22 protein-coding genes and 3 pseudogenes are annotated in these 24,498 nt (G+C 59.7%); 7 read left to right on the top strand and 18 right to left on the bottom strand.

The features are described from left to right. Window positions 1–14: 14 nt before the first annotated feature. Window positions 15–716 carry an Imm50 family immunity protein gene (locus tag AC3WOG_RS03640; protein WP_492576711.1) on the bottom strand — a complete coding sequence of 234 codons (702 nt, stop codon included), beginning with the start codon at window positions 714–716 and terminating at the stop codon, window positions 15–17. 860 nt (window positions 717–1,576) lie between these two features. On the opposite strand from AC3WOG_RS03640, the gene AC3WOG_RS03635 reads away from it, so the two are divergent. After that, a complete protein-coding gene (locus AC3WOG_RS03635; RefSeq protein ID WP_492576710.1) occupies window positions 1,577–1,717 on the top strand; it encodes a hypothetical protein in 141 nt (46 codons plus the stop codon). A 352-nt stretch (window positions 1,718–2,069) separates the two neighbouring features. After that, complete coding sequence (locus AC3WOG_RS03630) at window positions 2,070–2,267, top strand: hypothetical protein (protein WP_492576709.1); 198 nt, start codon at window positions 2,070–2,072, stop codon at window positions 2,265–2,267. Window positions 2,268–2,626: 359 nt separating this feature from the next. On the opposite strand, the gene AC3WOG_RS03625 is transcribed toward AC3WOG_RS03630, so the two are convergent. From AC3WOG_RS03625 to AC3WOG_RS03615, 3 genes are read right to left on the bottom strand one after another with little or no spacing between them, the layout of a single operon-like run. Beyond that, the gene (locus tag AC3WOG_RS03625) at window positions 2,627–3,433 is read right to left on the bottom strand and encodes a sulfite exporter TauE/SafE family protein (RefSeq protein WP_492576708.1); all 807 of its coding nucleotides are present in this window, start codon (window positions 3,431–3,433) and stop codon (window positions 2,627–2,629) included. A 33-nt stretch (window positions 3,434–3,466) separates the two neighbouring features. Continuing rightward, window positions 3,467–5,134, bottom strand: coding sequence for a bifunctional protein tyrosine phosphatase family protein/NAD(P)/FAD-dependent oxidoreductase (locus AC3WOG_RS03620; RefSeq protein WP_492576707.1), 1,668 nt, complete (start codon window positions 5,132–5,134; stop codon window positions 3,467–3,469). A gap of 39 nt (window positions 5,135–5,173) precedes the next feature. Beyond that, complete coding sequence (locus tag AC3WOG_RS03615) at window positions 5,174–6,061, bottom strand: MBL fold metallo-hydrolase (RefSeq protein ID WP_492576706.1); 888 nt, start codon at window positions 6,059–6,061, stop codon at window positions 5,174–5,176. A 289-nt stretch (window positions 6,062–6,350) separates the two neighbouring features. On the opposite strand from AC3WOG_RS03615, the gene AC3WOG_RS03610 reads away from it, so the two are divergent. Next, the gene (locus AC3WOG_RS03610; protein WP_492579709.1) at window positions 6,351–7,691 is read left to right on the top strand and encodes a sigma-54 interaction domain-containing protein; all 1,341 of its coding nucleotides are present in this window, start codon (window positions 6,351–6,353) and stop codon (window positions 7,689–7,691) included. Window positions 7,692–8,295: 604 nt separating this feature from the next. Here the strand turns inward: AC3WOG_RS03610 and AC3WOG_RS03605 are convergent. From AC3WOG_RS03605 to AC3WOG_RS03590, 4 genes and pseudogenes are all read right to left on the bottom strand, one after another. Next, window positions 8,296–8,469: pseudogene (locus tag AC3WOG_RS03605) on the bottom strand (GmrSD restriction endonuclease domain-containing protein); the annotation flags it as partial. A 39-nt stretch (window positions 8,470–8,508) separates the two neighbouring features. After that, window positions 8,509–8,712 carry a hypothetical protein gene (locus AC3WOG_RS03600; RefSeq protein WP_492576705.1) on the bottom strand — a complete coding sequence of 68 codons (204 nt, stop codon included), beginning with the start codon at window positions 8,710–8,712 and terminating at the stop codon, window positions 8,509–8,511. Then, the gene (locus tag AC3WOG_RS03595; protein WP_492576704.1) at window positions 8,690–9,139 is read right to left on the bottom strand and encodes a hypothetical protein; all 450 of its coding nucleotides are present in this window, start codon (window positions 9,137–9,139) and stop codon (window positions 8,690–8,692) included. The genes AC3WOG_RS03600 and AC3WOG_RS03595 overlap by 23 nt, the downstream gene beginning before the upstream one ends. Before the next feature lie 128 nt (window positions 9,140–9,267). Next, window positions 9,268–9,522, bottom strand: a pseudogene (locus AC3WOG_RS03590) (integrase core domain-containing protein); the annotation flags it as partial. Here AC3WOG_RS03590 and AC3WOG_RS03585 point away from each other — a divergent pair. The 4 genes and pseudogenes from AC3WOG_RS03585 to AC3WOG_RS03570 all read left to right on the top strand — a co-directional run. Then, window positions 9,512–9,647: pseudogene (locus AC3WOG_RS03585) on the top strand (flagellar biosynthetic protein FliR); the annotation flags it as partial. The pseudogenes AC3WOG_RS03590 and AC3WOG_RS03585 overlap by 11 nt on opposite strands. Window positions 9,648–10,039: 392 nt before the next feature. Beyond that, window positions 10,040–10,648: a hypothetical protein gene (locus tag AC3WOG_RS03580; RefSeq protein WP_492576703.1), complete on the top strand. Its 609-nt coding sequence runs from the start codon at window positions 10,040–10,042 to the stop codon at window positions 10,646–10,648. A 52-nt stretch (window positions 10,649–10,700) separates the two neighbouring features. Further along, window positions 10,701–11,567 carry a hypothetical protein gene (locus AC3WOG_RS03575; RefSeq protein ID WP_492576702.1) on the top strand — a complete coding sequence of 289 codons (867 nt, stop codon included), beginning with the start codon at window positions 10,701–10,703 and terminating at the stop codon, window positions 11,565–11,567. Between the two features lie 274 nt (window positions 11,568–11,841). Continuing rightward, a complete protein-coding gene (locus AC3WOG_RS03570; protein WP_492576701.1) occupies window positions 11,842–12,219 on the top strand; it encodes a hypothetical protein in 378 nt (125 codons plus the stop codon). A 256-nt stretch (window positions 12,220–12,475) separates the two neighbouring features. Here AC3WOG_RS03570 and AC3WOG_RS03565 read toward each other — a convergent pair whose 3' ends face one another. The 10 genes from AC3WOG_RS03565 to mmsA form a co-directional block, all read right to left on the bottom strand. Then, entirely contained in the window at window positions 12,476–13,138 is a 663-nt protein-coding gene (locus tag AC3WOG_RS03565) for a dihydrofolate reductase family protein (protein WP_492579708.1), read from the bottom strand. Window positions 13,139–13,578: 440 nt separating this feature from the next. Beyond that, window positions 13,579–15,135, bottom strand: coding sequence for a DHA2 family efflux MFS transporter permease subunit (locus AC3WOG_RS03560; protein WP_492579707.1), 1,557 nt, complete (start codon window positions 15,133–15,135; stop codon window positions 13,579–13,581). 87 nt (window positions 15,136–15,222) lie between these two features. Continuing rightward, a complete protein-coding gene (locus AC3WOG_RS03555; protein WP_492576700.1) occupies window positions 15,223–16,383 on the bottom strand; it encodes an HlyD family secretion protein in 1,161 nt (386 codons plus the stop codon). 65 nt (window positions 16,384–16,448) lie between these two features. Beyond that, complete coding sequence (locus AC3WOG_RS03550; protein WP_492579706.1) at window positions 16,449–17,954, bottom strand: efflux transporter outer membrane subunit; 1,506 nt, start codon at window positions 17,952–17,954, stop codon at window positions 16,449–16,451. Between the two features lie 130 nt (window positions 17,955–18,084). Then, window positions 18,085–18,363 carry a MarR family winged helix-turn-helix transcriptional regulator gene (locus AC3WOG_RS03545; RefSeq protein WP_492576699.1) on the bottom strand — a complete coding sequence of 93 codons (279 nt, stop codon included), beginning with the start codon at window positions 18,361–18,363 and terminating at the stop codon, window positions 18,085–18,087. Between the two features lie 372 nt (window positions 18,364–18,735). Next, window positions 18,736–19,644 (bottom strand): LysR family transcriptional regulator, encoded by a 909-nt coding sequence (locus tag AC3WOG_RS03540; RefSeq protein ID WP_492576698.1) that lies wholly within the window; start codon window positions 19,642–19,644, stop codon window positions 18,736–18,738. Window positions 19,645–20,176: 532 nt separating this feature from the next. Beyond that, window positions 20,177–21,238 (bottom strand): maleylacetate reductase, encoded by a 1,062-nt coding sequence (locus tag AC3WOG_RS03535; RefSeq protein WP_492576697.1) that lies wholly within the window; start codon window positions 21,236–21,238, stop codon window positions 20,177–20,179. A 23-nt stretch (window positions 21,239–21,261) separates the two neighbouring features. Next, window positions 21,262–21,558: a Dabb family protein gene (locus AC3WOG_RS03530; RefSeq protein ID WP_492576696.1), complete on the bottom strand. Its 297-nt coding sequence runs from the start codon at window positions 21,556–21,558 to the stop codon at window positions 21,262–21,264. Window positions 21,559–21,710: 152 nt separating this feature from the next. Further along, entirely contained in the window at window positions 21,711–22,919 is a 1,209-nt protein-coding gene (gene mmsB, locus AC3WOG_RS03525) for a multiple monosaccharide ABC transporter permease (RefSeq protein ID WP_492576695.1), read from the bottom strand. Window position 22,920: 1 nt separating this feature from the next. Then, complete coding sequence (mmsA, locus tag AC3WOG_RS03520; protein ID WP_492576694.1) at window positions 22,921–24,450, bottom strand: multiple monosaccharide ABC transporter ATP-binding protein; 1,530 nt, start codon at window positions 24,448–24,450, stop codon at window positions 22,921–22,923. Window positions 24,451–24,498 lie beyond the last annotated feature (48 nt).

Raw genomic sequence — 24,498 nt, 5'->3', positions numbered from 1 at the left:
TCGATATCGCGCAACTAGTCACCGTCGGGCAAATACGGTTCAACGCGCACCACGCGCGCAACTGCGCAATAGAGCAGGAACGAAAAGCCAGTTGACGGATCCAGATCGACCTGGATGCGGCCATCGTCGCACCGCGAAAAACGCAAGTCATTGATCCACGAGGGATGGGTTACGTTTTCTGTGATGAACTCCTCCCCCTCCACGTCCTTGAGCAGAAACGTAACCTTGCAATGCTCGTCGTTACCTTTCCACGCCGGATTGTCCTGCCCCCAGTGATGAAGTGTGAACTCCATGTCCGTATGCGCTTTTCCACTGGACGCGCGTCGACGCAGGGTTACGGAAAGCAGTTCGGCATCGTGAAACTCAGGCCAGTAGCCGAAGATGCGGCGAATCAGCCACGCATCGTTGACCGCGCCCTCGTCGGTTTCCTTGCGGTTCCTGTATCGGTCCGATTCCCATGACTCCGGCAACCTCTCTACCATCTCCTCCAGCATGTTTCGGAGGTATTTTTCCGCTTGTTCGTGCGTGCCCCGGAAATTCAGCACGCTTGCCCCGCCCCCGATACGACCGTCGTAAGCTTCCTGAACGATTTCGGAACCGTAGATAAACGTCCCGTCGTCGCGTTGATAGAGGTGGTAACCGATGTCATAAGTCAGGCCGCGTGCGTTCTTGCGGATGTACTTGAACGTATTCTCGTAATTTGACTGAAGTCTCATTTGCCTCCCCCGCTTATATAAACCAGCTGGATCGGATCGCCTGGCTCTCATCGCCGCCATCCGCGCAAATTCGCGGCGCTATAGCCCAATGGCTCTACGTCTATGTCGACAAGCTTCGCACCATAGTCGCGCATGGTGCGCGAGCAGGTCAAACGGCGCGACGGACATGCTTTCTCCTCGGAAGTGACAAATCGATTGAAAATCAACGAACCTCGACGCAGCCGAAACATGTTCGACTCGAATGCAAGATTGTCAACGATTCGGGGGACGTTGTCGAACGACCGCTCCTGGCCGCTTGTTGCCTGTCGTGACCGGCTGATGGCGGAGCAAATCCGATGAAAACACTCAGGAGTGGGCATGCCGCGCGGGGAGCCGTTCATCGCTGTCGTCGGCGGTGGCGGTGATGCGCGCGAAGGTCCGACCCGCGAATGCCGTTCCCCGCCATCCGGTAGACGCCCGGAAACCGCTCGCGGGGCTCGGGTGATATCGACACATGTCCCCGGGCCGCCAGCGGCGGCAGCCTGGGGCGGCACAGGGGGCTGGCGCGACGCAGGCAAGGGGATTGTCAGGGCGCGGCGACGCGGGCATTCTACCGACCGATCTATTGACCATAGGCTATCTGATCGCCGCCTCAGCGATCCAATCGCCGCTTCGGTGGAGCGGGTTGCCACCTCATTCCCCATAACGCCGCGACGTTCGCGTATCGCGTAGGAAAGCGCCGACATAACGGCCGTCATGCCTACGCGAAGGCCAGCCGTGGCTTATTTGAATCACGGGCGTCGTGACCAATACTTTAATCACACCATTTGTTTCCGTGATCCGCCGCCGACCCCGGCGCGGCACACCAGAAGGAGAACAAGATGAGCCACGCCGCGAAAGACCTTATCGAGCTTCTGCGCCTCGCCCAAGGTGGCGCTGGCACGCTGACCCAACACCTGTTGCGCGAAGTGGCAAAGAGCCTCATCGCGCCGGGCGTCGCGGATGTTCGCGGCGGTGTTTGAGAGGAGGTAATCAGACCAAAACCGACAGGGCGACCATGTTTTTTCCCCACCCCGCAGAGTACGAATTGACACATATTGCGGCGATGATCGGTCTGCTGGAACGGCTGCCTGTTGAGCATAGGGTGCTACAGACAAACGTCGTCATGCGGCCCGACTACTGGCGAGCCCGCATCAACGCGGTGCTAACCCGCCCGGACCTGCGCCCAGCAATCACGTCGCAGGCATCGGCCTTGATGGCAAGACTGGATGTGTTATCCGTCCCGTCAGATCGTTGCAAAGCGGCAAACGAGTGATGTGGCTTTGCAACTTCTCGCTGGCAGTATCAATCCAGTCCACCTGACGAAGGTACATCATGCTTACTCCGCACGAATTCGCGGCGTTGCTGCTGATCAGGAATGCGCCCGACCCGCTGCACCTTGATCGCGCCGAGATGGACATCCTGCTCGATCGGCAACTGGTCGCGCCTGAACACGCCACAGATGAACGTCGGCGACCTCGCGTCACGGCTCGCGGTGAACTGCTTCTCCGGGCAATGGGGCTAATCCGCTAGTCCTCTGGCGCACGGCACGCGCCGGTCTGCAGCATCTGCGCGAGCCACCAGACGGAACCGTCGTGACCTGAACCGCGCACCCGGCGTCGGGCGTACAGGTCGCGGCGCACAGGTCGCGCGCATGTGTTCATCAAACGGATCAACGTGGCCCAATGCGGCGGGCGTTTCCAGGACTGTCACTCAGTCGCAAACAGGCGGGCGAACCGGAGAAGCTTGCCGTTGTTGTCGATGTACGCGATACCAGTCGCGAAGGTCTCGTGCCGACCCGATAGAGACCTTGAGGTGAGTTTCCCAAGCGTCCGTTCCGAAGTTGACATGAGACGATCGACTGCCGCACTTCTAATGTGTCGGCCCTAGGGTCACCTACCTAGTGCGGCTTTTGCCATCAGGCCAAGCGCCACACAGATCAACACGCCCCCGAAACCTACCTGTACGTGCTGCGCGGAGAGACGGTGCGAGGCCAGCCGCCCGGCCACCATGCCGGCCGCTGTCGCCACGCTGAACCACACCGTCAGCTCGAGCGGTAGCGGCGCGCCGTGCAGGATCGTCGCGACGACACCGCCGCTGCCGACCAGAGCGATCACCATCAGCGACGTGGCGACAATGCCATGCATCGACACGTTGGTCACTTTGCGCAGCATGGGCACGATGATGAAGCCGCCACCCACGCCGAGCAGTCCCGTCATCAGCCCGGTCAGCGCGCCGGTTGCAGCGAGTGCGGCCCCGGTGGTCCACGACCAGATCAGCCGGCCGGTATCGGGGTTCATGCGGCCGACGCAAAACCGTGAATCCGCACGGTCCGGCCGCCCGCGCCGCAAAGCTTGTGACAACAGCCTTCCGGCCACCACCAGCATGACGGTGGCAAACAGCGCCAATAGCACGCGTTGCGGCATCGCGTGGGCAAGGCGCACGCCGAGCGAGGTCAGCGGCACACCCGCTGCGGCCATGAACAGCGCGGCGCGGTAACGGACGAGCCGCTGCCGGAATGCTTCAAGCGCGCCGATCGCAGCGCTGCCCGCCACGGCAACCAGCGCAACCGGCGTCGCCTGCTGCATCGGCCAGCCCATGCCGGCCACCAGTGCCGGAACTGCGAGGATGCCGCCACCCGCGCCGGTCAGGCCGAGCACCGCGCCAACGATGGCGCCGAGGATAAGTGAAGTTAGCATGAGGAATCCGATAGGTTGTGAGCCACCGCTGCGTTAGCCCACGAGTTCAGGCTGCGCCATCCACTCGCGCCCCTTGAGCATCCCCTGCCAGTAAAGCGGCGGCAGGATGCGCTCCTTCAGCAACCACGCGAGGCGCGACGGGTGCTTGCCGTCGATCAGCCAGGTCGGCAGCGTCGGCGCGACCTTCCCGCCATAGAGGAATTCCGCGAGCACGATCTTGCCGCGTTCGACCGTCAGCGGGCATGATCCATAACCGTCGTATGCTGCCTCGCCCCGGACCTTCCCGAGGGCGGCAAGCACGTTGTGGGCGACGACTGGTGCCTGCTTGCGCGCGGCGGCGGCGGTTTTCGCATTTGGCGTGTTCGTGGCATCGCCGAGCGCGAAGACGTTTGAGTAGGTCTTGTGGCGCAGCGTCGCCTGGTCGACGTCGACCCAGCCCGCCTTATCGGCCAGCGAACTGACGCGGATGAAGTCCGGTGCCTTCTGTGGTGGTACCACGTGGATCATGTCGAACTCACTGGTCACCGATTCCACGCTGCCGTTCTCGAGTGTGCGCCTGAATATTGCGCGCTTGGCCGGCCCGTCTATCGCACTCAGGTTGAAACCGAAGTTCAGCGCGATGTCGTAACGCCTGACGTACTCCATCAATGCCGGGACATAGTCGGCCACGCCGAACAACACAGCCCCGGCATTGAAGAACTGGACATCTATCTGCTCGAGCCGGCCTGAACGCCGCCAGTGATCCGAGGACAGATACATCGCCTTTTGCGGCGCCCCGGCGCATTTGATCGGCATCGGCGGCTGGGTGAACAGCGCGCGGCCACCCCTGAGCTCGCGCACGAGCTGCCAGGTATAGGGAGCAAGATCGTAGCGATAGTTGGACGTCACCCCGTTCTGGCCAAGGGTTTCCGGCAACCCGTCGATAGCATGCCAGTCCAGCTTCAGTCCCGGACAAACGATGAGCTGCCTGTAGCTCACCACCCGGCATCCTTCGAGAACAACCGAATTCTTTTCCGGCTCGAACGCAGCCACCGCGGCCTTGATCCAGTGCACCTTGCGCGGCAGCACGGCGGCCATCTCGCGGGCGGTGGTCCCGGGATCGAACACACCGGCTCCGACCATGGTCCAACCTGGCTGGTAATAGTGGACGTCGGCGGGGTCGATGATGGCGATGTCGAGGTTGCGCTCGCGCGCGAGCAGGCTCGCGGCTACCGCCACGCCGGCGGCGCCTGCGCCGATGATCACAATGTCGTGACTGGCCACGGCGACTTCGACGGGCATCTTGCCGCCGTTGGCGATACGCCGCGCCAGCGCAGACAGATCATAGCCTGCTGCCTTGGCAGCGGCGACGATGTCCGGCAACGCCCGGCGGGGCGCTTCGGACAGCGCCCACAGCGTCGCGGCGCGCATCCCGGTGCGGCAATAGGCGAGCACCGGCTTCGGCAGTGCCTGCATCAGTTCGCCGAACTGTGCAGCCTCGCCATCGCCGACCTTGCCGGACTCGATTGGCAGGTAGTGGGTCTCGATACCCTGTTCACGGGCCGCCGCCTCGATCTCGCTAAAGTTGGGCTGGTCGGAGCCTTCGCCGTCGGGGCGATTGCAGACGACGGCGCGAAAGCCAGCGTCCGCGATCGCACGCAGGTCGGATGCGGCAATCTGCTGTGATACCGCCAGTTCAGCCGTCAGTTTCTTGATGTCCATCGACTTCTCCTGTTGCTTCTACTAACTAGGTGCACCGGCTCAGATTGCGTTGAGGGGAATCTTGAGATACGGCACGCCGTTATCTTCCGGATCGGGCATACGTCCGGCACGCATGTTGACCTGCACCGACGGCAGCATCAGCACCGGCATGTTGAGCGTCGCGTCGCGCGCGGTGCGCATCGCAACGAAGGATTCCTCGCTGATACCGTTGCGTATATGGACGTTGTGTTCGCGTTCCTCGGCTACCGTGCTGACAAACTGCAGAGGCCGCCCGCCGGGCTGGTAGTCGTGGCACATGTACAGCTTCGTGTCCGCCGGCAGGCTCAACACCTTGTTGATTGACCGGTAGAGCGTACGGGCGTCGCCGCCGGGAAAGTCGCAGCGCGCGGTGCCGTAGTCGGGCATGAACAGGGTGTCCCCGACAAAGGCTGCGGTCTGCACGCCGTCGCTGACCACAAAGGTCATGCAGGCCGGCGTATGGCCCGGGGTATGGATGGCGCGCGCCTGCAACGCTCCGACGGCGAATGTTTCGCCGTCGGAGAGCAGGTGATCGAACTGGCTGCCATCGTGCGCGAATCTCGAGCCGGCGTTGAAAAGCTTGCCGAACACGTCTTGTACGTGCGTCACCTGCGCGCCGATCGCAATCGTTCCGCCGAGTCTTTCCTTGAGGTAGGGCGCGGCGGACAGATGGTCGGCGTGCACGTGGGTTTCGAGAAGCCACTGGACCTTCACGCCAAGCTCCTGGACGCGAGAGACGAGTTTGTCGGCGGTCGTCGTGGAGGTACGGCCCGACTTCGGGTCATAGTCGAGGACGCTGTCGATCAGTGCACAGTCGCCGGTGCGGACATCCAGCAACAGGTAGCTGATCGTCCAGGTACCGGGGTCGAAGAAACCTTCGACCAGCATGGGGTTCGTGGTATTCAACATCCTCTCCTCAAACGAATGGATCTTGCGAAGCGGCAAGGCCGGCCAATCAATACAAGAACCGTGCCATCGCAGTCTTATTTGATTTCTGTTACATAACACTTTGATTTTTATCAAAATTTCCGTCCTGTCCGGTTGAATCGCACACCCTCGCCAAGACGTCCGGGAACGAAGGCTGCCATTTCTGGCAGTCAAGTGGCAGTTGTGGCAGTGCCGACGTATAGTGAGGTCTACTGGAGCCGCCACCGTGAAATCCCTAAAGCCGTCCATACCCATCACACCCGTCGCGACGATGTCGGACGAACCGCCTCGAGCGCTGGATGTCGATGCACTCGTGTCATATCTGGAGCACGACGCTCAACCGATGATCGTGCTCGATCCCGAGTACCGCATCCTTGCCGCCAACACCGCTTATCAACGTCAGTTCGGCGTCGCCAGCCAGCCTCACGTCGGCCGCAAGTGCTACCAGGTTTCGCATCACTACGACGTCCCTTGCGATCAGGCGGGCGAGCACTGTCCGATGAAACGGGCATTTGAACTGCGCGGCCCCGACCGCGTGCTGCATATTCATCACACGCCTCGCGGGCCGGAGCATGTCGATGTCGAGTTGCGGCCGATTTTCAATGCAGAGCAGGAGGTGGTGGCATACGTCGAGCGGCTCTCGACGGTGCGAGGCGCATCCGCCAAGCCGAGCGCGGACGGCTTGGTCGGGCGCTCGACGGCGTTTAACGCGGCGATCTCGGCGCTGCATCGCGTCGCACCTTCGATGCTGCCGGTCCTGCTCCTCGGAGAGTCCGGCACCGGCAAGGAACTGTTCGCGCGCGCCCTTCATGAGGCAAGCGAGCGAGCGCAACACCCATTTGTCGTTGTCGAGTGCTCGGGCATCACGGAGGCGTTGTTCGAGACCGAACTCTTCGGCTATGAAAAGGGGGCGTTCACTGGCGCAGCCGCTCGCAAACCGGGTCTCGTCGAGACCGCGCAAGGCGGAACGCTGTTTCTCGACGAAATCGGAGATGTGCCACTGTCAATGCAGGTTAAGCTGCTGCGGCTCATCGAGTCCGGCACGTTCCGCCGGGTCGGCGGCATCGAGACCTTGCGAGCGGATTTCCGGCTCGTGGCGGCGACGCACAAGCCGGTGCGGGAAATGATCGACGACGGCCGGTTCCGCCAGGACCTCTACTACCGCATCAGTGCATTTCCGATTCACCTGCCGGCGGTGCGCGAGCGCCCCGACGATATCGCGCTGCTCGTCGAATCGATACTCCAGCGTATCGGAAGCACACAAGGCACTGCGGGCCGCAAGTTCAGCATTGCAACGGACGCGCTCGCGAGGCTCCATGCCTATTCCTGGCCGGGTAATATCCGGGAACTGCGCAACGTGCTCGACCGCGCCTGCCTGTTGGCCGACGACGGGGTGATCCGGATCGAACATCTGCCGGATGACATGGTCGCGGCGGAGTCGGCGCATCTGGGCAGCAGCACGGGCTCACCCTCATTTTCGGCACGCGGCGAGCTTACGGATCGTGAGCTCGTACGGTTCGCAGAGGAGTTCTCCGGGACACGCAGCGCGCTCGCTCAACACCTCGGGATGAGTGAACGCACGCTGTATCGTCGACTAAAGACGCGAAGGTGACTGGGCGGGAGGCAAGTCGGGTTTCGATAGACGGTGACAGCGGGGCAGGAAATGCTGGCGCCAACAATGACGTAATGATCATTGCGCTACACCTCGGCTATCCGAAAGAAAGTCGGCGATCGCGTGCGACCACATTTCCGATGCACGCTCGGCATCCCATCAACCAAGATCCTCGATTTGCGGGACACGGTAGCGCCGACGTGACAAGCCTCGAACGCACGGTATTACGGTGGGTGTCTCATGTCGCCGCCGAACCGGCCAGTCACCAACGCGACGTGACTGGCCGTAACTGGCCGATCACTGCCTGATGGCGATCGGCAGCACGCGACCCACAGCGGTCCTTCGACCCGCCGCGAGCGTTACGGCAGCTTGCAAACTGGAACGGCCATTCGAGCACACTTGTCGGCCGGCAAGTTGTCGGCCTTAGCTGACGTTCGTCCGCCTATGCTGCAGTGCCGGCTCTACGCTCCACACCGGTCACTTGTCTGAGTCTACGAAAGTCACGTAAAAGTTGATATTCGAGCGGCCCCAGCACCACCGCTCCTCCTTCGAATCGGGGCCAGACGTCAGGTTTTGTAGCTCCAAGCCTTTACTGCAAGGTCAGCTAACGCTGCCTGGCGTTCGTCAATCTCCGCGGGCCCCCAAAGTTGAATAATTGGCGATGTCTCCGGGTGAGCTTGAATTTAGACTCGGCTAATACTTTTCGCTTCTCGGCGAAAGCCTTGTTTGCGATCTCTGCATTCAAAGCCGAAGTCAAAATCGCTAGGTTCCCCAGCCTCTTGGAGTAAGCAGCGGCAACGTCACTCGCAACATGCGGTCAGTTGTCTTCGGGATTCTCTCGATGGGCATGTTCCAAGTTGACGGCTGCGACGTTTTCGCTCGGGATCAATTCGCAATTGGCTTCGCCGTTAGCAGCCCTTTCGAGCATGGTCATGTAGTACCGTGCTAGAAAAGCCTTCGAACTACGAGCAGATTTAAAGCTCGCTTTGAAGGCCTCATCATAAGGAATAATCTTCTGCATCTCTCTGGCGAACCTCCTTCGCAGAGGTTACCTCCCCACTAAAGATCTTCCTCGCCGCCTCAGAGTACGTAGCCTCCAAAGTGCAGCCGCCATTCCCGGTCACGATCAAATAACGGACCGCACCATTCATCAGAAAGCGCATTGCCTTAACGCATTCCGTTTTCTCGAATCTACTTACGAGCGCAAGTAACGCAGGACGATGGCGTTCGAGTTTGAGGAGGTTCAGAGAACGAATAGTGGACTTCGCTACTTGTCCGAACTGGTCCCATGACGCGTCGTTTTCATTGATTATGGCAGCGTAATGGCACGCCTGCTCTTGAAGCTCGTTTGCAAAGTCTACAGCAGTTTGTACGACCGCGACCCAATCGTCGGCGTACCCCACGACGATCATGTCGCCTTCGGCGTGGCGCGCACGCCATTGCTTCACCCACAGGTCAAACGCGTGTTTATAATTTTTTCTTTTATTTTTGAGAAAAGTTCTTTCTCTCGCGCTACCTCTCGAGTTGCTGACCAAAGCTGTCGAATGTAAGTAATGACAGTGAGGCTGACCCGGAATCAGGGCCGCTCGGAAGTGGAAATTTCCGGTTCCGTCGGGTGGGCCGAATTCGCCCGGCACGCATGCTGGCGGGCGAATTCGGCCGGCGTCATCCACTGCAGTGCAGAATGGAGACGCGCCTCGTTATAGTACTCACGCCAGACCTCGATTTTGTGCCTGGCATCTTCCAGCGACAAGAACCAGTGGGAGTTCAAGCACTCCTCGCGGAAGCGTCCATTGAACGACTCATTCTTTGCGTTATCGGTTGGCTTCCCACTCACGATGATCGTTGGCCTGCTGATCGTCCAGGCAATGTTGCCCAACATGATTCCCTTTCTTCATGCGGCTATTTGATATCGGAATTGACCAGATGGGCCGGGTCGCCGGAGGACTGCATTAGCAGCAGTGTATTTCTCATGCAAGTTTTCTAACGCGATCGAGCAAATAATCCCCGTGGCGGCGGGGTTCAATACACAGGCGGGTTTTGGCGATTCGACAGTCACATCCCAACGATCGTCTTTCAAAATAGTCGCGCCAAATCGTTCTAGCGATAACAGCACATCTGCTTCGTCAGAATGAGCCAGCGGAGGTGGTATGCGATTTGGGGCGTCTCTCGCACGCAGGATTCTGCTTATCGCGCTGGCGCTCGCGGCATCGGGCTGCGAAGTCGCACGGACGCGCCCCCCTGAAGCGTGGCAACCACCTGGACCCTCTCCGGCCGAGCTTCTGGCCGGACGCAAGCTGCATGCGCCACCGCCGTTGACCGGGTCGGGGCCAGCCGCACACGAGTCCGTGCGCCGGTTCATCGACTGGGCCGGCTTCTCCACCCTCGACGAGCGCGAGGACGGTCGCCGCGTGATCCAAGGCGCGCGCGACAATGTCGACGTGGCGGCAACACTGTGCGATGAGATCGGTGCCGCCGCCTACACCGATCACAGCCGCGCGCTACTCGTCATCGCGATCCTGGGTGAGATGCGCAGCCGGCGTGGCGGTATATGCCTGCATGATCTTGTCCAGCTCCCGCTGCCGACAACGGGTACGGAAGCCAACGGCGAGCTGGTCGAGGCAACCGCCCTGGCCATGCTGCAAGCCAAGGCCATCGACGGGCTGGCTTACCTCGCAACACAAGCGAGTGACGCTGAAGTCTTGCAGGCCATCGCACAGCACCCGTCCGTCATCGTGCGTGCCGAGGCGATCGACGCCTACCTGTGGAACCACCGCGACAAACCCGCTGCCGCCCGCGCCGCTGTTGCCAGATATGTCCGGCCGGGTGAAGAGATTTATCTCGATCGCGTGCGCCGCGACGAAGGCGAGAGCGCGGAGAGCTTCAACGCAAAGCTCGACGCATACCTCAAGGCGCACCCGGAAGTGCAGCCGCCGGCTCCGCCGATCCGGCGGTGACGACCCCCAAAACCCTGTCGTGACGAACCAGGATCAGTAACGGAGAAACAGCATGCGACTGGCTACGAAGACAGGCTGGCTGACAGTGATCGGCGCTCTGCTGGCGCTACTCGCACTGCCGACGACAGCATTTGCCGTGTGCAACCAGGCCAGCGCAAGCCAGGCGGACCGTGATCTGTGGAACACGCACGGCTGCTTCCGCGCATACTACCTCTGGCAGTACCAGGCCTACGACGTACGTTCGGGCGACTGGGGAAATCGGGGATTTTTCGACGCGTGCAACGTTAATGTCGAATACCCCAAGCACTGGAACGCCACATATCTGATCGACTACGGCCTCGGCGACAACCCAGATCAGTCATGGCATGGCACCGTTGACTACGAGCGGCTAACGAACGCTGCCAACAATGAGTTCAAATACGACCTGTACCACGACGCCAGTGATGCAACGGGTTACTTCGGGCAATGGACATACCATTCGGGCACGGCCAATGAAGTGACCACCACCTGCCTGCTATATGATGCCAGTTCGCCCAACGGCAATCCAGGCTCGCGCGCCGGCGATTTTGTGCACGAGGGATGGCACGGGTGGGAGCAGGAATACAACTACAGCACCGCGCACTTCACCAACCCGCCGGGAGGCAAGTGCACGCTTAAGGGCGCGGGCTGCGATTACTTCTATTTTCACGGCGTCGGTGCCTACGCGTTCGGCGCCATGTATGAGACTGACCGGACGGCGAGCCGCATCCACTCGCCCACTCAGGCACAGGTCGAGTTCCTCTGCGACGTCGCCGACCAGTCGGCGTCCTGGGTGCCGAAATCCGTACGCGTGGCCGCCAAGGCTGACGCGGACACGCGCTCCGTTCAGCGGTTCATTAATGGCCCCGGCTATAAGTGTGGAAGCCCACGGCCGTGGTAGTTGCTGTAGTCTCGCCTTCATCCAGCACCCCACCGCTGCTTTCAACGAGGAGCGCCGGATGAAAATTTCGGCACAGCCGATCGTCGCGCTCTCCGGAAATGGCGCTACTCGTGCTTCTGTCTCCTATGATGGATTGAGCGGTGGATCGGCGAATCCCATGTCATCGTTGTAAAGGGGCGCCTACTTGCCGCCCGATGGGCGCCTGGCCGGGCCGCGGCGTGCCAATCGGTCAACCGTATAAAGGCGGCTCACAACGACAACCGGCGTTTCCGACATGCCAGATGATTTCCCGAAAGAACATGTTTCGGCCGGAGTGCTTGATTTCACATCAGAAGAACTGGCAGTCACAGCAACGGCTGCTATATCTGCGGGCATCTTCAGTATTGTTGTGCGCGTGAGGGACGCAACAACGGGCTCTCCCGTGCTTAACCTATGTCAGATCAAAAGCTTGTCAATTCATGTTCGCACATCCCTGCAAGAGGCCGATAAAAGGCTGAAATTGGCCGGTCACTGCCTGACGGCGGGCGGCAGCACGCGACCCACAGCGGTCATAGCCGTTTCCCGATACCTGCCGTTCAACGTAGAGGTAACGGGGTCGCCGCCACCGGTGCTTCAAATCGAAGTGCAGCGCCTGCTGGCGATTCCCCGTTGACCGGCGGGTTGTGGGTGGCCACGGAAGCTGCCGCACGCCGCACGCGTCGCACGTATTTGTTTTTGCCATTCCTGGACCGGAGCCCGGACCCGATTGGAGAGATGCGTCCATCGCAATGATCCGCCGATCTGCCGTGGGCGTTTTCTCGCAATGCGACCGCGGAATCCAGCAAGAACATTGGCGCCTCAATCAAAGAAAAACCCACAACGTTCCGGTTCAGCGGCGGCGCGGCAGCGCCGTCCGCTGCAACCGGTTGTTAGGCGTCATTGTGCCCTTGGCGCCGGAGTACAACATGGGTGGCTTTCTCCGACGCAACGAACTGAACGCATTCGTATCCCAGAGCGCGTAGGTCAATCCCCTCGAACAGTCGCTCTCCCCCGCCCAGCAGGACCGGCGAGATAGCGACGTGCAGCTCATCGATGAGGCCCGTACGAAGATATTGCTGGATAGTGTTAGGTCCGCCGCCAATGCGCACATCCATTCCGTTGGCTGCGTCGCGCGCCCGGTCAAGCGCCTCGTGAATACCGCCCGTGACGAAGTAGAATGTCGTTCCGCCTTCCATCTGGATGGGCGGGCGCGCGTGATGAGTCAAGATGAAAGTTGGAACGTGATAGGGTGGGTTGTCCCCCCACCAGCCTTTCCAGTTCATGTCGGGCCAGGAACCGCGAATCGGTCCGAACATGTTTCTTCCGAGAATCCAGGCGCCAACATTCTTGAAGCCCCGCGCAGCGAAGTCGTCATCGATCCCCGTTGTGCCACCGTCGGCGCCAAATAGGGTCCGTTGGAACGTGCGTGTCGGGACTAACCACTGGTGCAAATCTGTCCCGCCCACGCCGAGCGGATTCCTGATGTCCTGATTCGGACCAGCTCCGTATCCGTCAAGCGAGATGGTAAAGCCCTCAACTCGGACGCGTGTCATTTTCATGCCTTCCTTTCGATTGACGCCTAACGTAATGTCAACCGCAAGACCTGCGGCTTATATCGGTCACTGCGGTATACATGGGCCATAAGAATCCTAAAAAAATGCCTTACCAGCTTGTCCTTCAGCGTTCACTGAAAAAATTCAGCTAAATAAAACGCCCGTGAAACCCCGCACTCAACAACGCGCAATCCGGCAGTAGTATTGCAATGAAATATGGCGCCTGCCAATCAAAAGTTGCGATACGGCATCGAATAGGTCCGATGCGGGAATGTCGCAAAATGGCCGAACCCGGCCCGACGCGGACCTCGAGGGCAACCTCCCCGACTCAGGGGGCGAATTCCGCAGGGCGCGGAATATTCAGCCCTCCGACCTCGACACTATCGCGCCAGCTGGCCGGGACAACCTGAGTCGTTCCCGGTAGGTGCCCCAGCCGTCGTTCAGTGCGCACCCGCGGCCGCGTCACTCGAACCGCCAGCCTTACTCGGCTTTGTGATCCAGATGAGCGGAATAATGATAATCATGATGATCGCGGCGCCATAGAACACGTCGTTCAGCCCTAACATGGCGGCCTGCGTCTGCACTGTATGATCGAACAACGCATACGATGCTTGCTGCCCCAGGCCAAGCACCGAGTGGTAGGTGCTCATCTGTGCATTGAACATCGGATTGGTCGGGCTCGACTGCTGCGTCAGGATTTCATGGTGCATGATCGTTCGGTTGTTCCACACGACGCCCGCCAGCGAGGTGCCGATGCCGCCAAAGAACATGCGTCCGAAGGTGGACAGGCCGGCAGCGGCCGGCACCTTTTCGGGCGGTTGCCCTGACAGGATGATCACGGTCAGCGGCGCGAAGAACAGCGCCATCGGAATACCCTGCAGCAGGGTCGGCAGAATAATGTACCCTTCGCTGAGATCCGTGTAGAAATACGAGCGCATGTAGTAGACGATCGCAAAGCCGATGAACGCAAACGTGCCGATGATGCGCGCATCGGAACGCGGCAAGATCTTGCCCATGATCGGTGCGCCGATCACCGCGAAAATACCCAGCGGCGCCGTCGCGAGCCCCGCATCAACTGCCCGATAACCCAGGTACTCCTGCATCCACTGCGGAAGCAACACCAGCGTTCCGAAGAAGATGCCATACGCGACGGCAATCGAAACCGTGCCTCCAAGAAAGTTGCGCTGCTTGAAGAGGGTAAGGTCGACGATAGGGTTTTTCTCCGTTAGCTCCCAGACAATGAAGAGCGCAAGGCCAACTGCGGCAACGATAGTCAGAACGATGATCGTGTTCGAAGAGAACCAGTCGAGGTCCTTGCCCTTGTCCAGCATCACCTGGAGCGACGCTACCCAAACGATCAGCAGCAGCAGCCCAACAACGTCGATAGGCAGCTTTTTGGCCGGTGTATCGCGCTTGCGATAGAGAATCCAGACCATCGCGGCAGCGAACAGCCCGACCGGAATGTTGATATAGAAGATCCATGACCAGCTGTAGCTGTCCGTCACCCAACCACCGAGCGCCGGCCCCACAATTGGCCCGGTCACCACAATCATTGAGAATAGCGATAGTGCCAGCGAAGATTTCGCCTTTGGCCATGAACTGAGCAGGAGTGCCTGGGACATCGGAATCAGCGGTCCGGCCACAGCTCCCTGCAGCACGCGTGCAAGAAGCAGGATCGGCAGTGTGGGCGCAATGCCGCACAACCATGACGCCAATACGAACAGCAGGATCGAACCGACGAACAGGCGAACCTGACCCAGTCGCTGGGTCAACCAGCCGGTCAACGGGATCGCGATTGCATTCGCAGCGGCAAAGACCGTGATGACCCACGTTCCCTCGTCAACCGACACGCCCAGGTTTCCCGAGATGGTCGGAATAGCGACGTTGGCAATCGATGAGTCAAGCACAGTCATGAAGCCCGCGAGACCCACGCTAAGCGAGCCCAGGGCGAGTGTCGCCCCCGTAAGCGGGGGGTGATCAGGATGATTGGTGGTCATGTTGAAGATCCGGCGATTGTGTATCTGGCGAGAGGGGCACGGCGGGGACACGGCGTGTTTCACATGCCCCTGACCAGCGGGGGACGATTATTCGTTTTCGGCAATGATGTGTGCGATCGCAGCATCCGCGTCGTCGCCATACTTTGCGAATACGTCAGTCTTGTAGGTCGAGGGAGATCCTGTCCCGAGCTGCGCGCCATTCGGGTCCTTGACGTCGACATCCACGTTCATTGAAAGGCCCACGCGCAGCGGATGCTTTTCCAGTTCCGCCGGTGGAATCTCGATGCGCACCGGCAGCCGCTGCACCACCTTGATCCAGTTGCCGGTCGCGTTCTGCGCCGGCAACAGCGCCAGTGCCGATCCGGTGCCCGGCGTAAAGCCCACCACCTTGCCGTGGTAGACGACGGAGGAACCGTAGACGTCGGCTGTGAGCTCAACGGGCTGTCCAACCCGGATGTGACGAAGCTGCCACTCCTTGAAGTTCGCATCGACCCAAACCTGTTCGAGTGGCACCACGGACATCAGTGGTGTGCCGGGAGACACGCGCTGCCCGACCTGAACCGTACGCTGCGCGATATACCCGGTCACCGGCGCCGGCAACGTGGTGCGCGCATAAGCCAGGTACGCGTCGCGAACGTGGGCGGCGCTTGCCTGCACGTCCGGATGGTTTGCAACCGACGTATTGGCCGTCAGCGCGCGATTGGCACCAAGCTGTTGCCGGGCAGCGTCAAGCGCTGCCTGAGCTGACCGGACTGCGTCGCGTGCATGCGAGATTTCTTCATCCGACACCGCTCCTGTCATGCCCGTGGAAAGCCGGCGCTGCAGATCGTCCTGTGCCTTCGAAAGATCCGACTGACGTTGCGCGATTCCCGCACGATATTTGTCATCGTCGACATACAGACCATGTATCTGGCGCACGGTCTGCCCCAGATTGGCCTCCGCCTGTTGCAGCGCGATCTTTGCATCGGCCGGATCGATCTGGACGACCGGTTCGCCCTTCTTCACGACCTGCGTGTTGTCCGCATTGACTGCGATCACGGTGCCCGTGACCTGAGGCGTGATTTGAACGACGTTGCCGTTGACGTATGCATCGTCGGTATCCACGTGGAAACGGGCGTCAAGGAAATAGTAGGCGCCATAGGCAGCGCCAGCGATTGCAAGGGAAGCGACAAGCAGCGAGAGCAGGAGTTTGCGTTTGCCGGGTTTCTTTTCCGGCTCTTTACCGGACGGTGACTGAGGTACGTTCATTTGTTGCTCCAATAAAGTTTGATGTACGCCGTCAGGCCGTTACGCCTGACGGCCGATCTGGTCATTCAGTGAGTTGTCGTGCCGTTGGACGGCGCAGGAATCGGTGTCTCTGCAGTGGCAAGGCCTGCGCGCGAGGCATCGAATCCACCGCCTAGTGCCTTGATCAACCCGATCTGCATGCTGCGGCGCTCCATCTCGAGGTTGACGACGGCCGTTTCGGCTGCGAGCCGGTTATCGTCCGCGTTCAGCACCTGCAGTTGCTGGTTCAAACCCGCCTTGTACCGAACGATTGCGAGTTGATACGCTTTGGTCTGCGCATCCAGTGCCTGCTGCGCATCGACCAGTTGACGGTCCGCTGAGTGGATCTGCGTGACGTGCGTGGCAACATCGGATAACGCGTTGATCAACGTCTGGTTGTACGTTGCGACGTCGTAATCGAAGTCCGCATAACGGCCCTTTAGTTGGGAGCGCAAAGCACCGGCATCGAAGATAGGAAGATGAATCGCTGGTGCCGCCTGAATCTGACGGCTTCCGGCAGTAAGGAGCCGCCCCCAGCCAAACGCGTCCAGTCCCGCCGCAGCGGAGAGATTGATGTCCGGAAAGAACTCAGCCTTCGCTTCTTTCACATCGTGGATTGCTGCATCTACCTGCCAGAAGGCCGCAACGATGTCCGGGCGACGCGAAAGCAGATCGGCGGGAAGGTTGTCGGGAAGCGCGACGCTGGCACCTTCTCCAAACGACGGATTGGCGATCTTGAGGCCGCGGTCCGGCCCCTCGCCAAGCAGCGCGCCCAGCTGGTAGCGTACGGTCGTGATCTGTCCATCGAGGTCGCTGACGCTGGAGCGGCTCGTTGCGGTTTCGCCATATGCGGTTTGCCGTTCCACGTTGGTGTCGAGTCCCGCACCGACGCGCCCATCCGTGATTTGCCCGATATCCTCGCGATTCTTCACTTCGCGGACCTCGATATCACGCAGCGCATAGAGCTGTGCAAGATGGTTGTACGCACTTGCCACCGAAGCGGCCAGGGAGATGCGCACCTCCTCGGCTTCGGCGTCGGCTACCTTTTCCTGCGAGATGGCCTGACCAAGCCGCTGCCGATTCTTGCCCCACAGGTCGAGGTCAAACGAAGCACTGGCGAGCACGTTGTTCTCGCTCTGCCACGTGCCGCCGTACGGTGGCGGAACGATGCCATTGCCTGTGTAGAGCTGACGCGTCCAGGTATAGCTGCCCGTTACATTCGGATAGAGGGTCGACTTGGCGCTGCCGACATATGAAGATGCTTTCTCGATGCGGGCGCGTGCCTGATCGATCGTCGGATTAGCCTGTAACGCCTCGTCGATCAGTGTGGGCAGTTGTGGATCACCGAACTGTTTAGCCCAATCCATTGCTGGCCACTGTCCGCCCTCGGCGGGCAAACTCTGCTTCGTCTCGAACTTTTCGGGAGGCGCGATCTGCTTGTCGCTCCTGATGCCGGCGTAGTTGACGCATCCGGCCAGGCCGAGCGCCGCTACCGCCGCGGCTATCGAGGCCGCCCATGCGCTCGCTCGCGGCTGGGGTCGGTGGTGATTCATCATGGTTTCGATTTTCCTTTGGCTCATCTGGGGAACATGTCTTCGTCGGGTTAATAGTGCATATGCACACATTAGCGTTCAGGTGTTCACGTATCAATGCACGGAGGTGAATCAGTTTGTTGCTTTGTGGTTACCTTTCGGACAGCTCGCTCGTCATGCGGAATAGTTCACTTCGCAGATGAGCTGCCTGCTGCTGCCCAAAGCTACGCTCGAAGCTGGCCTGCGCAGCTGCCCAGTGAGCGGCCGCTTCGTCAAGCTTCGCAGACCCTCTCCTGGTGAGTACGACGCGCAGTCGCCGATTGCTTTGCCCCTCGGGAGGGGCCGCCACCAGGCCACGCCGGAGCAAGGGCTTAAGCGCCCGAACGAGAGTCGTTCTGTCCATCACCATCGCCTTGGCCAGTTCAGCCATAGTCAAATTCGGACAACGACCCAAGATCCTGAAAATGCTGAACTGCGTGGGCGTGATGCCGACCTCGGACAGATGACGCTCGTAAAGACTCGAAATGTGTCGAGAGGCCTGGCGAAGGGCGAAACAGTCATCATCCTGAAGATCATTTGAGTGCATACGCACACACTAATGCAACGGCCGTCGGGAAACGATACGGGCCGGGTTATCAGTTTGATGTCGTTTCTCGCATCAATTCCCCCGAGAACATCGGGAATTCTGCTTGGGATGCCGACCTGGCGCGCACGTGGTCCGTCCAATCGGTCTCGCCACCGAAAGTGACGAGGTATGCGGCCTTTTTTACTTCTGCCACGTTTCGCAGGTCGTTTTACCGGACTAGCGCGATGTCCCAAGCGCCGTGAAAAAGGCGGCCGCATAGTCGATAAACGCGCGCACCTTGGCAGGCAGCAGTGTCCGGTTGCCGTAAGCAAGCTGGATTTCGATGCTGTCATCGACAAGCTGCAAATCGCTGAACAGGCGGACGAGCTTTCCCGAGGCCAATTCGTTCTCTACAAGGGCTACGGGCACGACACCGATTCCGAAACCCTGCAGCACCATTTCCAGGTTGAAGGCGGGGCTGTTCGACGAAACGTCGAAACGAAGCGGAACGCTCAGCTCGTTCTCGTCAATCCGGAAGCCGATGCTGGGGCGGCGAATGGACGGCGAAATCGGTACAAAAAGATGATTGGCCAGTTCCGATGGATGTCCCGGCGTTGACGACCCCTGCAGATACTGCGGCGTCGCGACAATGACAACCGGAATTCGTTCGAGCAGACGCACGACCGTTGTTTCGCTCGTCAGCATGTACGGAACGACGATGCCAAGGTCGTACCCGTCGGCGACCAGATCGACGGGTCGCTCCGTCAGTGTCACGTCGAGCGTGACCTTCGGATGGGCCCGCTTGAATCCGGCGATCAAGGGAACCAGCCGGCTTACCGTCGCCGTCGTGTGGGCAACAAGGCGCAAAACGCCGCGCGCTTCCCGTGTCTGGTTTGCCACGTCCGCTTCGAGTGCATCCAGATCATCCAGGATGCGCACGCAGCCTTCGTAGAATCGTTCCGCGGCTTCGGTGAGTGAGACCTGTCGAGTGGTGCGGTTTAACAGCCGGCATCCCATCCGCTCTTCCAGCGCCGCTATCGCCCGCGACACCGCTGGCCGGGCCAGTCCATGAAGATCCGCCGCTCGGGTGAAACTCTTCAATTCGACCACCGAGCGGAAAACGCGCAAGCTTTCGACATATTCCATGGTGAGATCTCTTCGACGAACCGGAACAAAGGAAGGACGGAATGTCGCTTTCAGCGCCACCGGACGTTCCAGTTGTGGACCATATCTCCCACTGTATTTCAGAGGATAAGCAACTGTCGACCCGGCGACAGACAGCAGTCTATGTCACAGTGGCTCCGTCGGATATTGCTCCCGGCCATCGGCTCGAGGGGAACGAGTATCAATTGTGGCTGAGAAATAGAGAGACACTGTACGGCGTAGAAACCCTGGAGATCGTGCATGGATACGCCTGAAATCCTCATCGCGAATCGGGCGGGGGCGGACGACAACTGACTGCAATAACTCCTTTTTAAGCGAGTATGAGGAGAGCAATCTCGAAGTCGAGGTTTTCGGCCGTAACCGGAAGCTTGCCTTGGTAACTCGTATTCTGCGGAAGCCAGTCTTTCGGCCAATCTTTCAGCGCCCCGTTTCTTACGATTGAAAGCATCCAAAATTCAACGGCCAGGTAGTTTCAAAACTAATCAATGCATTTGCGTATGCCCCGAGCCGCTTCTCAAGGACGAGGCCGACTTCCCTCCCAGGCGCGCTGGATCAATGCTCTGAGTGGCGCTTGCTCCACCAGACGCGGATTCCAGTACGGATTCGACATCGCGACCTCGCACGCACGATCAAGGTCACTCTCACGCAGTCCGATCTCACGCAGACCACGAGGTACACCGAGTTCCTGGCTCAGGTCATACAGGCCGTCTGCGGCAGACTCCGCATCGAGTGCGCGCGCAATTCGTGTCATTGCTTCCGCTGCGACGATGCTGTTGTAGGCGAGCGCATGTGGAAGAACAATCGCATGTGTCTCCGCGTGCGGAAGGTTGAACGTCCCGCCAAGTGTGTGGCAGAGCTTGTGATGGAGCGCCATGCCGACATTGCCGAGAACCATCCCGCAAAGCCACGCGCCATAGAGACAATCACTGCGCGCCGTCTTGTCCGTGCTGCTCTTCTTCACGCCACGCAGACCATTGGCGAGTGCGCGGATCCCCTCTTCAGCCATCAGCGACATGACCGGGTTTCCATCCTTTGCATACAACCCCTCGGCAGCATGTGCAATTGCATTCAGGCCGCTCACGAACGAGAGCTGAACCGGCAAACCGACCGACAGCTCCGGGTCATAAAGAACCGTTTTCGGCAGAACCCTTTGGTCACGGCCCGTCTGCTTGAGTCCATTCTCAGTTATGCCGTAGATCGGGGTCATTTCCGAGCCCGCGTAGGTCGTCGGAATGGCGATAATCGGCAGGGACGATTCGAGCGCGATAGCCTTGCCGAGACCGATCGTCGAGCCTCCGCCAATGGCCACCGCACAATCCGCGTCAACCGCCTTCGCGTACTCCCGCGCGCGCCGGGCGTTTTCAATGGGAACATGCATCTGCGCCCCGTCGAAGACGCCAGCACTCGACGGACCGAGAAGGGACGAAACGACCTCGGCCTGCGCTCTCTGCTCCGGGGTGCACAGAACCAGCGCCCTGCGAGCGCCCAGCGTCTCAACTTCCTGCTGGATGAGCTTCATGCTGCCGGCGCCGAACACCACCCGCGAGGCAGGCGTCGTGTAGGTAAATTGGTACATAAGATTCCCTATCGTTTACCGACTCAAACGTAATCGACCTGGTGTCGCGCGATACGGCTGTCCCCAATGACCTGCTTGACGCGCAGATGCTCGGGATGTGACGCGTATGCATCGAGCGACTGCGGATCTTCAAACTCGGTGTAGAGCACGACGTCACAGGCGTAATCGACCCCGCTCACGTCCATGCCGACCTCGAGCTTCGTTAGTCCGGGGATTTTTCCGACCAGACTTTCGAAGGCGCTTTTCACCAGTTGAGCCGTTTGCTTCTTTTGCTCGGGCGTCTCACCGCGAACATTCCACATAACGATGTGCTTAATCATGTCGATTCCGTGTTTACTACTGATGCCCGCACGATCCATCCGGTTAGGCATCCGTATATGTAGCCGCTTTGCCTCGGTTTGCCGGGCACTCTGCCGTTGAAATTGACTGCGTCTCGTCCACACCATCTGGCTGCGCGTCCGGAATCCGAAGCTCAGGCCTTGTTCTTGTTGTACACATCAACAAAGACAGCCGCGAGCAACACCACCCCCTTGATCACCTGCTGGTAGTCAACGCCGATGCCCATAATGGACATCCCGTTGTTCATCACACCCATGATGAAGGCGCCTACTACCGCGCCGACCACCCGCCCGACACCGCCAGAAGCGGACGCACCGCCAATGAAGCATGCAGCGATCACATCCAGTTCAAAGCCCGTTCCTGCTTTCGGTGTGCCGCTGTTCAGGCGGGCCGCGAAAATGAGGCCGGCCAATGCGGCCAGAACACCCATATTCACGAAAGTGAGGAAACTGATCGTCGGAACACTGACGCCTGACAGTCTGGCTGCCTTCGCGTTGCCGCCCACCGCGTAAACACGACGGCCAACGGTGGTGCGATTCATGACGAACGTATAGACACCAATCAGTACGCCCATGATGACGAGAACCGTCGGCAGGCCGCGATACGACGCAAGGATGTAGCAGAGGAAGACGATCAGGGCCGTGAGGATGACGTTCTTCGCGATGAACATCGAGAAGGACCCGCTCTCCATACCGTATCTGGTTGCGCTCGCGCGGTGTCGAAGTTCGATCACGAAGAACAATGCGCCCACGAGAATTCCAAGCAGGATGGAAGTGACGTGAAGGCTCTGCCCGTGAAAGACGTCAGGAATGAAGCCGGAACTGACCGTAGCGAAAGCGTCCGGGAACGGTCCAATGGACTGGCCCTGCAGCACGAGGTTCGTCAGCCCGCGAAATACCAGCATGCCGGCCAGCGTGACGATGAACGACGGCATCCGCCAGAACGCAATCCAGTAACCCTGGATGGCTCCGATCAGCGCGCCGGTGACTATACAGATGATGGTGGCCAGCACGTAGTTGACATTGAACTGCACCATCAGCACCGCTGCGAGCGCGCCCACCAGCCCCGCGGTCGAACCGACCGAGAGATCGATGTGGCCCGCAACGATCACCATCAGCATGCCGAGGGCCATGATGACGATATAGCTGTTCTGAAGTACCAGATTCGTCAGATTGAGCGGCTGCATCAACACCCCGCTCGTCGACACCTGGAAGAATGCCATGATGACGATGAGCGAAATTAGCAGCCCGTACTCACTGGCGCCGCGCTTGAGCGCCCGAACGATTTCGCTATTTTTGACTCCGGCGTCCTGCGGCGCCGCCGGCGAGAGTGCCTTACGCATTTTAGATGCCTCCATTTCGCACGATTGCCCGCATGATCTTCTCCTGCGAGACCTCTTCCGCGGTGAACTCGCCGACGAAGCGGCCTTCGTTCATGACATAAACGCGATCGCACATGCCAAGAAGCTCCGGCATTTCCGAAGAAATCATGACGACGCACTTACCCGCTTCAACCGCCTGATTGATGATGCTATAAATCTCGTACTTCGCTCCCACATCAATGCCGCGTGTGGGCTCGTCCAGAACGAGTACTTCGGGTTCCGAAAACAGCCACTTGCTCAGCACGACTTTCTGCTGATTGCCGCCAGACAGATTGGCGACCACATGTGTTACTCCCTGCGCGCGGATACGGAGCTTCTTCAGGAAATCCGCCGCGACCGTTATTTCTTCGTGTTCGTTGATCACCCCGAGTTTCGACACGCCTGCGAGGTTCGCCAAGGTGATGTTTCGCTGGATGTTGTCGTCAAGGACCAGGCCGTTTCCTTTACGGTCTTCGGTCACATACGCGAGACCCGCCTTGATGGCCTTCTGTACCGACGAAACGTCTACCGGCTTTCCGTGCATGAGCACCGTGCCGGAAATGTCCTGACCGTACGTTCCGCCAAAGACACTCATGGCAAACTCGGTCCGCCCGGAGCCCATAAGACCGGCGATACCGACGATCTCACCCTTTCGCGCCTTGAGATTGACACCCTTGATGACGGCGCGCTCCCGTTGGGTCGGATGCTGTGCGCGCCAATCCCTGACTTCGAAAATCACGTCGCCGATATTCGGAACACGCTTCGGATAACGGTCGGACATCTCACGGCCGACCATCGCCTTGATGATGCGGTCTTCGCTCACACTTTCGGCTTTGCAGTCGAGCGCATCGACAGTCGAGCCATCGCGGATGACCGTAATGCCATCGGCAACCCGTGAAATCTCGTTGAGCTTGTGCGAAATGATGATGGACGTCACGCCGCGCGCCTTCAGCTCCAGCAGGAGATTGAGCAGCGTGTCGCTGTCCTTTTCGTTGAGGCTTGCCGTAGGCTCGTCCAGGATCAACAGACGGACCTCTTTCGACAATGCCTTGGCGATTTCGACAAGCTGCTGCTTGCCGATGCCGAGCGTGCCTACGGGGGTATCGGGGGAGTCAGTCAGACCGACCTTCGCCAGCAGTTCCTTCGCCCTGGACCGGGAGCCCTGCCAGTCGATCACGCCCCGCCTCGACTGTTCGTTACCCAGAAAGATGTTCTCGGTAATCGAAAGCATGGGCACGAGTGCGAGTTCCTGATGGATGATGATGATCCCCACCTCCTCGCTGTCGGAAATATCGGAAAACGCACGATCTTCACCGTCGTAGACCACATTACCCGCGTAAGAGCCGTGTGGATAGACGCCGCTCAGGATCTTCATCAGCGTCGACTTACCCGCGCCGTTCTCGCCGCATATGGCGTGAATCTCGCCTTTGCGGACTTTAAGATTGACGTTATTCAGGGCTTTGACCGCGCCAAAGCTCTTCTGAATTTCGCTCATCTCCAGAATGGTTTCCATCGTCGTATTCCTCGGGTCGGTCACGTGCAATACGTGTCTGTGTGGTGC

The organism is Paraburkholderia sp. FW306-02-B (genome assembly GCF_058782725.1).
The sequence above is the reverse complement of the archived record's forward strand: the minus strand, read 5'-3'. Positions and strand labels throughout refer to the sequence as shown.